This window comes from Ilumatobacter sp. (assembly GCF_046290335.1).
Lineage (GTDB): Bacteria > Actinomycetota > Acidimicrobiia > Acidimicrobiales > Ilumatobacteraceae > Ilumatobacter_A.
In genome coordinates, this window is sequence record NZ_JBKAGH010000003.1 from 225909 (window position 1) to 236949 (window position 11041).

The following is an 11041-nucleotide window of genomic DNA, read 5'->3' on the forward strand; positions in this document are numbered from 1 at the left end:
GAAATGAATCTGTTGGCAATCGGCTGGGAGCCGGAACTTCGCGGCCTGCTCACGGTCGTCATCTCCGTGGTGATCCTCTGCGGATCGATCTACATGATCATGGCGACGAACATGGGCTCACGCCTGGCGTTCCTCGTCGCACTCACCGGCCTCGCCGGCTGGATGGTGCTCATGGGCGCCACGTGGTGGATCTACGGCATCGGTCTCCGCGGACCCGACCCGAGTTGGCAGCCGGTGCCCGGCGCCACGGTGCTGCAAGACACCGAGGCGCTCCGTTCTGGTGGAGCGCTCGAGCAACTCCCCCAGGTCCCCGACGACGCAACCGTCGTGGAGGAAGCTCAGCTCGTCGCTCAGCAGTTCGTCGACGAGGGCTACATCGTCCTCGACCCGGCGTCTCCCGCCTTCGGTCAGGCCCAGGCGTCCGCCTCGGTCTACATCGAGGAACAGGGCGCGTTCGGCCCGGGTGAATATCAGATCATCGAAGTGTTCGACATCGGTGGTGAGCGGTTCCCGCTGATCGCTGGCCGCGAGGAGCTCGACTTCCTCGCGTTCTGGCACACCCCGCACTACGTGGTGGCCGAAGCGGCACCGATCATCCAGGTGCGCACCGAGCCGGGCCGAGCGCCGGTGCCGCCGTCGGTCGACGACACCCGGCAGCGCCAGTACGTCTACATGATCCGCGATCTCGGCGCCCGCCGTCAGCCCGCCGTCGTGCTGACGCTGGGTGGTGGCGCCATCTTCCTGGCACTGTGTTACCTGCTGCATCGCCGTGAGCAGATCCTCCGTGAGAACTTGTCGACGAGCAAGGCAGTCGCTACCGCCTGATGGGTCAGTACCTCCCCATCGTGGTCTTGTTGGCGCTCGGCATCGTCTTTGGTGTACTCAGTTTTCTGGCCTCGAAGCTGCTGGCACCTCGCCGCCCGTCGGCCGCCAAAGAGGCGCCCTACGAGTGCGGCATCGTCCCCACTCGCGAGCCTCCGGAACGGTTCCCGGTGAGCTTCTACATCGTCGCGATGCTGTTCATCATGTTCGACATCGAGATCATCTTCATCTACCCCTACGCCGTGTCACGCGGTGAACTCGGCGCGTACGGGTTCTGGGCAGTGCTGATCTTCTCGGTCATCTTCTTCCTCACGTTCGTGTACGAGGTCGCCCGTGGTGGCCTCGACTGGGGCCCGTTGCAGCAGTACCGGAGCCTCGAGCGTGAAGCGTCGATGATCAGCCCCGAGCGGACCCTGACCACCACCGTGCGTCGCGTCGGGACCGAAGGGCGCCTCGCTGAGTCGCCTGGCGACTCGACCGACACCGCAGCAGCCTAAGGAGTCATCATCATGGGCATCGTCAACGATGTGCTCGACGACGGAATGGGCGGTCTCACGCACAACGTCATCACCGGCAAGCTCGAAGATCTCGTCAACTGGGCTCGGTCGCGCTCGTCGTGGCCGGCGTCGTTCGGTCTCGCCTGTTGCGCGATCGAGATGATGGCAACTGGTGGCGCGCACTATGACATCTCTCGTTTCGGCATGGAGGTGTTCCGAGCCAGCCCGCGTCAGGCCGACATCATGATCGTCGCCGGCCGGGTGAGTCAGAAGATGGCACCGGTGCTGCGGCAGGTCTATGACCAGATGATGGAGCCGAAGTGGGTCATCTCGATGGGCGTGTGCGCCAGCTCGGGCGGCATGTTCAACAACTACGCGATCGTGCAAGGCGTCGACCAGGTGGTGCCGGTCGACGTGTACGCCCCCGGCTGCCCGCCGACGCCCGAGACGCTCATTCATGCGATCGAGCAGCTGCACGGCTTGATCGAGACGCAGGAGATCATGAAGCGTCGCGCCGAGAACGGCGGCGGTGCGAACGTCCACGTGCAAGAAATCGACGCACGAACGACGCCGGTCCTGCTGGGAGCGAAGCGCTGATGACGGTCATCCACGGTTGCCCGGTCACCGACTCGCACGGCCAGGAAGTGATCCACCCGACGCGCGAGCAGTACGTCGACGTCGTCAAGGCACTCGCCGACGAGGGCTACACGATCTGCGTCGACCTGTGCGGGGTCGACTACCTCGACTACCTTCAGCGTCCCCTGCCGGACGGCATCGTGCCCGAGCGCTTCGAGGTGGTGGTCAACCTGCTCGACATCGGCAACCGCCGCCGCACCCGCATCCGAGTCCAGGTGCCCGAGGGCGATCCGACGGTCGCGTCACTGTTCGATCTCCACCCCGGCACCGAAGCGCCCGAGCGCGAAACCTACGACATGTTCGGCATCGTCTTCGACGGGCATCCTGACCTCACCCGCATCCTGATGCCCGAAGACTGGGTCGGTCATCCGTTGCGCAAGGACTACGAGATCGGCCGGATCCCGGTCCAGTTCAAGGAGGCCCACGCGTGAGCACCACCGAAGACGAACTGGTCGAAGCGACCGACGAGACAGTCGAGCCGCCAGCCGAGAGTTTTGCGGTGTTCATCCCGAACACCTACGAAGGCGCGCAGCTCCTCAAGCCGCGCAGCGAGACGACCGCGCGCGAGTTGATGCGCGAGGTCGGGTCGGTGTTACGGATGTCGGAAGCCGACGCTGCCAAGCTCGGCGACCTTCCCGACGACCCCGAAGAAGATCAGACGATGATCATCAACATGGGTCCGCAGCACCCTTCCACGCACGGCGTGTTGCGGCTCATGCTCGAGCTGCAAGGTGAGCAGGTCCTGCGTTGCAAGCCGATCATCGGCTACCTGCACACCGGCATGGAGAAGACCGCCGAGTCGCTCACCTTCATGCAGGGCGGCACGAACGTGACGCGCATGGACTATCTGAGCCCGCTCAACAACGAGCTCGTCTTCTCGATGGCGACCGAGCGGCTGCTCGACATCACCGACGACATCCCCGAGCGGGCGACGTGGATCCGCATGCTGATGGTCGAGATGAACCGCATCGCCAGCCACCTGCTGTTCATGGCCACCAACGGCATGGACCTCGGCGCGGTCTCGATGATGATCTACGGCTGGCGCGAACGCGAAGAGGTGCTGCGGTTCTTCCAGGAGGTCACCGGCCTGCGGATGAACCACAACTACATCCGCCCGGGTGGCGTCGCCGCCGACCTGCCGGCGGGCTGGCGCGACGGCGTGCTCGACCTGCTCGAGATGCTGCCGCCTCGCCTCGACGAGTACGACATCTTGATGACCGGCCAGCCGATCTGGCGCGAGCGTCTCCAGGGCGTCGGTGTCATCACGCCGAACGAGGCGTTGGCGCTCGGTGCGACCGGGCCGATCGTGCGGTCGACCGGCGTCGAATGGGACCTCCGTCGCGACATGCCGTACCTCGAGTACGAGCAGGTCGACTTCGACGTCATCGTCGGGTCGTACGGCGACGCGTTCGACCGCTATGCGATCCGCCTCGCGGAGATCCGTGAATCGATGAAGATCGTTCGACAGATCGTCGATCTGATGCCAGAGGGCGACTACCGGATCCAGGACAAGAAGGTCACGCCTCCGCCGCGCGCTCGCATCGACGAGTCGATGGAAGCGCTGATCCACCATTTCAAGATCTTCACCGAAGGCTTCAAGGTGCCCGAAGGCGAGGTGTACGTCGGCATCGAAAGCCCCCGCGGCGAGGTCGGCTGCTACATCGCCAGCGACGGCTCCCCGACCCCGTATCGGATGCACATGCGCGACGCATCGTTCACCAACATCCAGTGCCTGCCGCACATGATGCGCGGCGGCCTCGTCGCCGACGCGGTCGCCGTCATCTCGTCGGTCGACCCGGTCCTCGGTGGAGTCGACCGATGAGCCGTCTCAACGACACCAACGTCGCGCTGGCGCGTGAGATCATCGCCCGGTATCCGCGCAAGAAGTCCGCGCTGATCCCGTTGCTGCACCTGAGCCAGGAGCAGAACGGGTACGTGACCGACGAGGCGATGCGCCACCTCGCGGAGTTGCTCGACATCACCCCGGCCGAGGTCATCGGCACGGCGACGTTCTACGAGATGTTCAAGTTCGAGCCGGTCGGCAAGTACGTGATCAACATCTGTCAGACCCTCAGCTGCGCGCTCCTCGGTGCTGATTCACTCATGCACCATGCCGAGCACAGGCTCGGCGTCAAGGCGGGCAGCACCACCGACGACGGGCTCATCACGCTCGAGCCAGCCGAGTGCCAGGCCGCCTGCACCGAGGCGCCGACACTGCAGGTCAACTATCGCCACCGCTACCGGGTCACCGCGGAGAGTTTCGACCAACTGGTCGACGATCTGCGCGCCGGCAAGCTCGACGCCGAGATCCCGCCGCACGGCACGCTCGGCCGCAACCGTCAGCACATCCCGGTCGACCGTGCGGTCGGCGCAGTTCCGCCCGAAGACGTGACCGAGCCGCCTGCGTGGATCAGCGTCAGCGTCGAGAGCAAGGGAGCCTGATCATGAGCACCGCGATCACCCGCGACTACACCCCCGGCTTCTACCAGGGCGACCGGCCCAAGATCGTCACGTCTCGGTTCGAGTTCGAGGACAGCTACACGCTGGAGCGCTACCACGCGACCGGCGGCTACGAGGGCCTGCGGGCGGCACTCGCGAAGACCCCGGAAGAGATGAGCGCCGAGGTCAAGTCCTCGACGCTGCTCGGCCGTGGCGGCGCGGGTTTCCCGGCCGGGGTCAAGTGGGGGTTCACCCCGCAGGGCGTGTGGCCCCGCTATCTGGTCGTCAACGGCGACGAGTCCGAGCCGGGCACCTACAAAGACCGCCTGCTGATGGAGCGTGATCCGCATCAGCTGATCGAAGGATGTCTCATCGCCTGCTACGCAGCCGGACTGTCACAGTGCTTCTTGTACGTGCGCGGCGAGATGGCGCTCGCGCACGAGCGCATCGCCGACGCGCTCAACGACGCGTACGCCGCTGGCTACATCGGCAAGAACATCTTGGGCACCGACTTCTCGGTCGACATCGTGCTGCACTGGGGTGCGGGCGCGTACGTCGTCGGCGAGGAGACTGCGCTGATCGAGTCGCTCGAAGGCGAACGCGGCATGCCGCGGCTGAAGCCGCCGTATTTCCCGGCCGCCGTCGGCCTGTACGGCCAGCCGACGATCGTCAACAACGTCGAAACCCTCGCCAACTTGCCGTTCATCGCCTCCAACGGGTCGGCCGCCTACACGGCGATCGGCACCGAGACCTCGCCGGGTACGCGCATGATCGCCATCTCCGGACACGTCAAGCGTCCCGGCGTGTACGAGATCGTCAACGGTTCGACGACCTTCCGCGACATCATCTACGGCGCCGAGTTCTGTCAAGGCATCCGCGACGACAACGAGCTCAAGGCGTTCGTGCCCGGCGGTGGTTCGGCCCCGTGGTTCCTCCCCGATCAGCTCGACATCCCGTTCGAAGGTCGCGAGGCCGGAGCGGCCGGCTCGATGCTCGGCTCGGGCGCAGTGATGGTCATGGACTCGACCACCGACATCCCGCAGGCCGCACTCACGCTGACCCGTTTCTATGCGCACGAGTCGTGCGGCAAGTGCGTTCCGTGCCGTGAAGGCGGCACCTGGCTGCTGCGGATCCTGGAACGGATCTGCTCGGGACACGGCACCGATGCCGACCTCGACCTGATCCTGGAAGTCGGTCAGTCGATCTGCCCCGGCGACATGCCGCATGCGGCGAGTGAGCGACTCGGTTTGGACGCCGTGCCGTTCCCGTACAAGATGACCACCATCTGTTTCGTCGGCCCCTCCGCCTATGCTCCGTTGCACTCGGCCCTCACGTTGTTCCGTGACGAGTTCGAGGCCAAAGTCGTCCCGGCGCCACGACGCGTCTCCATTCCCGTAGCAGCAGGCTGATGAGCGAAGACACCACCGCAGAAGAGGTCGAGGAGCCGGTTACCGAGCCCGAACCGGATCCGAATGCCGTCTCGGTCACGCTGAACGGCCGCCAGATCGAGGCTCGCAAGGGTGAACTCGTCATCGCCGCGGCCCAGCGACACGACGCCTACATCCCACACTTCTGCTATCACCCGCGGATGAGCTCGGTCGGCATGTGCCGCCAGTGTCTCGTCGAGGTCGACACGGGCCGAGGCATGCAGCTGCAACCGTCGTGCATGATCACCGTCGCACCCGACATGGTGATCGACACCGAGTCGCCGACGGCCAAGCGCGCACAAGAAGGGATGATCGAGCTCTTGCTCGCCAACCATCCGCTCGACTGCCCGGTCTGCGACAAGGGCGGCGAGTGCCCGCTGCAAGATCAGGCCTTCAGCCACGGCCCGGGCGAGAGCCGCTACATCGAAGAGAAGCGGCACTACGAAAAGCCGATCCCGATCTCCGATCTCGTCCTGCTCGACCGCGAACGCTGCATTCTTTGTGACCGCTGTACACGCTTCGCCGACGAGGTCGCCGGCGACAAGCTCATCCACTTCACCCAACGCGGCAACCAGACCCAGGTGATGACGTTCCCCGACGAGCCGTTCGCCTCCTACTTCTCGGGCAACACCGTGCAGATCTGCCCGGTCGGCGCGCTCACGGCCGAGCCATATCGCTTCAAGGCTCGCCCGTGGGACCTGTCGCAGAGTGAATCGACGTGCACGACCTGCTCCGTCGGCTGTCGCACCGTCATCCAGTCGAGCCGCGACGAACTGTTGCGCTACCAGGGCGTCGACTCAGACCCGGTCAACCACGGGTGGTTGTGCGACCGAGGACGGTTCAGCTTCGAGGCGGTGAATTCCGAGCAGCGACTCACCGACCCGATGGTCCGCACCGACGCCGGCCTCACCACGACCTCGTGGAGCGCGGCACTCGACGCGGTCCACTCACTGGTCGTGACCGCGCGCGACCTCGCCGGCGCGGAGAGCATCGCCCTGCTCGGCGGCGCCCGTGGCTCCAACGAGGACGCGTTTGCCTGGGCGCAACTCGCCGACGGTCTCGACATCACCCATCGTGACGCACAGCTCGGAGATGGCCTTCCGGCTGAGATCCTCGGGCTGCCGCGAGCGACGATCGACGAGGCCGCCTCGGCCGCCACGATCATCTTGCTCGCACCCGACGTCAAAGAGGAGCTCCCGGTCCTGTACTTGCGGCTGCGCGAAGCCGCACAGCAGGGCACGTCGAAGATCATCGAGATCTCGTCGGTCGACACCGGTCTCACCCGCTACGCGTGGCGCAGCGAGCGTCACCAGCCCGGCCTGCAAGCCGACGCCGTCGCTGCGTTGCTCGCCGATGCCGCCGTCGCGGCACAGATCGAGTCGGGCGACGTCGTCGTCGTGGCCGGACGCCCGAACCTGGCCGAGCATGCCGATTCGACCGTTGCGGCCCTGTCGAAGTTGCTCGCCGCCGTCCCGTCAGCGACGGTGCTCCCCGCGTTGCGTCGCGGCAACGTGGTCGGAGCGTTGTCGGTGGGCATGGCGCCTGCCGATGCCGATCACGACGGTCTGGCTTCGCTGCAGGCTGCCGCCGACGGCAAGATCGAGTTGCTGATCCTGCTCGGTGCCGACCCGATCAACGATTGCCCCGATGCCGATCTGGCTCGACGCGCGCTCGCCGGCGCCCGTCGGATCGTGTCGATCGACACGCACCTCTCGGAGTCGACCAGACTCGCCGACGTCGTGTTGCCCGCTGCTGCCTACGGTGAGAAGGCTGGCACCACCACCAACATCGAAGGTCGCGTGTCGACGCTGGCGGAGCAGGTCACCACGACCGGTACGGCTCGCCCCGACTGGATGATCGCCGCCGAGTTGGCGATCCTGCTCGACGTCGACGGACCGATCGCCGAGGTCACCTCGGTCGACGACCTGACCGCGGCGATCGCGGCGCACGTCCCCGGGTTCGAGGCCGTGACGTCGTCGGCGCTCACCGTCGACCCGAACGGAGTGCTCAGTACTGCGCCGAGCGCCTCGTTGCCCGATGTCTCGCCGTCCGTGCTCCAGCGCAACAGCTACGACTACCGTCTGGTCGTGAGCCGCAAGCTGTACGACCGTGCGATCGGCACGGCCATGTCGCACTCGATCGCCAAACTCGCGCCCGGCGCCGCGGCCCATGTGCATCCGCTCGATCTCGATCAACTCGGTGTGAGCGAAGGCGGCGACGTGAAGCTGGTCGGCGCTCGCACGACCGCGGTGCTCCCGATTCGTGCCAACCCTTCGGTCGCTCGGGGCGTCGTGTGGGTGCCGTTCAACCAAGGCGGCGGCAAGGCCGAAGACCTCATCGACTCCAGCGCTGGCGTCACCGACGTCCGTATCGAGGTGGTGTCGTGATCGCGATCGACCCGATCCTCGAAGGCAAGCTGCTGTGGACACCGCTGCTGATCGTGCTCGTCAAGGTGCTGATCATCTTCGTGGTCGGGTTGCTCGGCACGATGTTCATGGTGTGGTTCGAACGCAAGGTCGTCTCGGGCATGCAGAACCGCATCGGCCCGAACAAGGCGGGTCCGTTCGGTCTGCTCCAGACGCTGGCCGACGGCATCAAGTCGTTCTTCAAGGAGACGTTCACCCCGAACAAGTCCGACCCGTTCATCTACAAGCTCGCCCCGTACCTGATGTTCGTGCCGGCGTTCTTGATCTGGTCGGTGCTGCCGCTCGGCGGTGACTTCTCCGACGGTAAGGACGGCACGATCACCATCTTCGGTGAAGTCACCAGGGTGCAGCTCGCCGACCCGCAGCTCGGCATCTTGCTCGTGTTGATGTGTTCGTCGATCGCCGTGTACGGCGTGATGCTCGCCGGATGGGCGTCAGGCTCGAAATACCCGCTCCTCGGTGCGGTGCGCGGTTCGGCGCAGATGATCTCGTATGAAGCGGCGCTCGGTCTCAGCCTCGCTGCGGTGTTGCTGAGCAGTGGGAGCTTGAGCACGGCGAGCATCGTGAGTTCGCAGGGCAGCCTGGCCGACTGGAACATCGTCGCCACCGGCATCGTCCCGTTCGTCATCTTCGTCATCGCGGTCACCGCCGAACTCAACCGGCCGCCGTTCGACCTCGTCGAAGCCGAACAGGAACTCGTCTCCGGCTTCAACACCGAGTACGGCGGCATCGGCTTCGCATTGTTCTTCCTCGCCGAGTTCATGAACGTCATCACGATGTCGGGCATCGTCGTGACCCTGTTCCTGGGCGGACCCCAGCCCGTGATGCTCGGCGACTTCAACCTGTTCGGTTGGGCGGGCGCGGTCGGCGGCACGCTGTGGTTCGTCCTCAAGCTGTTCTTGTTCCTCTACATGTTCGTCTGGTTCCGGGCCACGCTGCCCCGACTCCGCTACGACCAGTTGATGAACCTCGGCTGGAAGGTCATGATCCCGATCTCGTTGGGCTGGTTCCTGCTGCTCGCCGCGCTGCGTGAGTTCTCGCCTGACGGTGCGTTCGCAGACAGCCTCCGCGTCACGGCGATCGCCGTCGCCGTCGGCGCCGCGTCGATCGGGTTGTTCATGTTGGCGCTGCGAGTCGGGAACAAGAACCGCCAGTCCGCCGATTCCGTCTTCGAGAACAAGGGAGCACCCGTCTGATGGGCTACCTCGAGGGATTCGCCGTCACCATTCGCCAGCACCGCCTCTTCGGCGGCAAGCAGGTCACCACCGAGTACTCGGGTGGCCGGCGGGCGAAGAAGAAGGGCACCGACGCGAAGCAGGTGAAGGGCGACGAAAAGATCGCCAAGCCCGAGCGGCTGCACGGTCGTCACGTCCTCAACCGCTACGAGGACGGCATGGAGAAGTGCATCGGCTGCGAGTTGTGCGCGGGCGTGTGTCCGGCCGACTGCATCCACGTGCGCGGCGCCGACAACGATCCGGTCAACCCGACGTCGCCGGGTGAGCGGTTCGGCTACATCTACGAGATCAACTACCTCCGCTGCATTCACTGCGATCTGTGCGTCGAGGCGTGCCCGACCGAGGCGATCACGGAATCGAAGCTGTTCGAGTTCAGCTTCACCAACCGCCAGGACGCCATCTACACGAAGGCCGAACTGGTCGTCGACGACGAGGGGATGCCGAAAAAGCTGCCGTGGGAAGACTGGCGAGAGGGCGACGATCTGCTCACGTCCGGTTGGATGCGAGCCACGTCACCGTCGGGTGACGCGACCTTCGAAGGAGAAGTCGGCTGGAGCGGTGAGCTCGGGCACGGTGTACGTGCTCCGGAGCCCAAGCAGGTCGAGCGGGACAAATCCGTCAGGGTCGTCGAACGATGACCGACGCCACCTTCATCGAGTACCTGGTCTTCTTTGCCGCGTCCGTGATGATGATCGGGGGCGCCCTCGGCGTGATCCTGTTCAAGAATCCGGTGCACGCCGCGCTCGGCATGGTCCTGACCCTGTTCGGCGTGGCCGTGCAGTTCGTCGCTCAAGAGGCGCACTTCCTGGCGGCGGTCCAAGTCATCGTGTACGCCGGTGCGATCGTCGTACTCTTCTTGTTCGTGATCATGCTGCTCGGTGTCGACAAGGCTGCTGATCTGTCGATCGAGCCGATCAAGGTGCAGCGTCCACTCGCCGCTGTCATGGGCGTCGGACTCTTTGCGTTGCTCGTCGCCGCGATCGCCAAGGCGGGCGGCTCGATCACCGAGAACAACGTGTCGCCGTCGACGCGTGAGTTGCTCGCCGACGACGCGTTCAACGGTGACAGCAACATCCAGCGGCTGGGCCAGAACCTCTACAACGACCATGTCTTCGCGTTCGAGCTCACGTCGGTGCTGCTGATCGTGGCGGTTGCCGGCACCGTGCTGCTCACCCGCAAGTGGCCCAAGGACACGCCGATGGACGGTGCGTCATGATCGCCGCCATCGAACCCTCCTGGTACCTGATCGTCTCGGCGTTGCTGTTCTCGATCGGGGCGTTCGGTCTGCTGGTGCGCCGCAATCCGCTGGTCATGTTCATGTGCATCGAGTTGATGCTCAACGCTGCGAACCTCACCTTCGTCGCCGTCGCCACCAAATTCGTCGACGTCGATGGCGAGTCGACGATCTTGCGTGACATCAACGGGCAGACCGCCGTGTTCTTCGTGTTGGTCGTGGCCGCCGCCGAAGTCGTCGTCGGGCTCGGCATCCTCGTGTCGATCCTGCGTCGCCGTCCGGGCGCGACCGCCGATGACCTCGCGGAACTGAAGGGCTGAATTCC

12 protein-coding genes are annotated in these 11041 nt (G+C 65.3%); all 12 read left to right on the forward strand.

Features of this window, described 5'->3' with window-relative positions:
• The first annotated feature begins 3 nt into the window (after positions 1-3).
• The 12 genes from ACE37B_RS13620 to nuoK are packed head-to-tail and all read left to right on the forward strand — an operon-like array spanning position 4 to position 11036.
• Entirely contained in the window at positions 4-825 is an 822-nt protein-coding gene (locus ACE37B_RS13620) for a hypothetical protein (protein ID WP_409923872.1), read from the forward strand.
• Positions 825-1319, forward strand: a complete 495-nt coding sequence (locus tag ACE37B_RS13625) for an NADH-quinone oxidoreductase subunit A (protein WP_409923873.1) — start codon at positions 825-827, stop codon at positions 1317-1319. Before ACE37B_RS13620 ends, ACE37B_RS13625 begins: the two co-directional genes overlap by 1 nt.
• A 12-nt stretch (positions 1320-1331) precedes the next feature.
• A complete protein-coding gene (locus tag ACE37B_RS13630) occupies positions 1332-1916 on the forward strand; it encodes an NADH-quinone oxidoreductase subunit B (RefSeq protein WP_409923874.1) in 585 nt (194 codons plus the stop codon).
• A complete protein-coding gene (locus ACE37B_RS13635) occupies positions 1916-2386 on the forward strand; it encodes an NADH-quinone oxidoreductase subunit C (protein ID WP_409923875.1) in 471 nt (156 codons plus the stop codon). The genes ACE37B_RS13630 and ACE37B_RS13635 overlap by 1 nt, the downstream gene beginning before the upstream one ends.
• Positions 2383-3777 (forward strand): NADH-quinone oxidoreductase subunit D, encoded by a 1395-nt coding sequence (locus tag ACE37B_RS13640; RefSeq protein WP_409923876.1) that lies wholly within the window; start codon positions 2383-2385, stop codon positions 3775-3777. The genes ACE37B_RS13635 and ACE37B_RS13640 overlap by 4 nt, the downstream gene beginning before the upstream one ends.
• Entirely contained in the window at positions 3774-4397 is a 624-nt protein-coding gene (nuoE, locus tag ACE37B_RS13645; RefSeq protein ID WP_409923877.1) for an NADH-quinone oxidoreductase subunit NuoE, read from the forward strand. The genes ACE37B_RS13640 and nuoE overlap by 4 nt, the downstream gene beginning before the upstream one ends.
• A gap of 2 nt (positions 4398-4399) precedes the next feature.
• Positions 4400-5803: an NADH-quinone oxidoreductase subunit NuoF gene (gene nuoF, locus ACE37B_RS13650; RefSeq protein WP_409923878.1), complete on the forward strand. Its 1404-nt coding sequence runs from the start codon at positions 4400-4402 to the stop codon at positions 5801-5803.
• Positions 5803-8208: an NADH-quinone oxidoreductase subunit NuoG gene (nuoG, locus tag ACE37B_RS13655; protein WP_409923879.1), complete on the forward strand. Its 2406-nt coding sequence runs from the start codon at positions 5803-5805 to the stop codon at positions 8206-8208. The genes nuoF and nuoG overlap by 1 nt, the downstream gene beginning before the upstream one ends.
• Complete coding sequence (gene nuoH, locus ACE37B_RS13660) at positions 8205-9443, forward strand: NADH-quinone oxidoreductase subunit NuoH (RefSeq protein WP_409923880.1); 1239 nt, start codon at positions 8205-8207, stop codon at positions 9441-9443. The genes nuoG and nuoH overlap by 4 nt, the downstream gene beginning before the upstream one ends.
• Positions 9443-10120 carry a NuoI/complex I 23 kDa subunit family protein gene (locus ACE37B_RS13665; RefSeq protein ID WP_409923881.1) on the forward strand — a complete coding sequence of 226 codons (678 nt, stop codon included), beginning with the start codon at positions 9443-9445 and terminating at the stop codon, positions 10118-10120. The genes nuoH and ACE37B_RS13665 overlap by 1 nt, the downstream gene beginning before the upstream one ends.
• Positions 10117-10698 carry an NADH-quinone oxidoreductase subunit J gene (locus tag ACE37B_RS13670; RefSeq protein WP_409923882.1) on the forward strand — a complete coding sequence of 194 codons (582 nt, stop codon included), beginning with the start codon at positions 10117-10119 and terminating at the stop codon, positions 10696-10698. The genes ACE37B_RS13665 and ACE37B_RS13670 overlap by 4 nt, the downstream gene beginning before the upstream one ends.
• Positions 10695-11036: an NADH-quinone oxidoreductase subunit NuoK gene (gene nuoK / locus ACE37B_RS13675; RefSeq protein WP_409923883.1), complete on the forward strand. Its 342-nt coding sequence runs from the start codon at positions 10695-10697 to the stop codon at positions 11034-11036. Before ACE37B_RS13670 ends, nuoK begins: the two co-directional genes overlap by 4 nt.
• Positions 11037-11041: the final 5 nt, after the last annotated feature.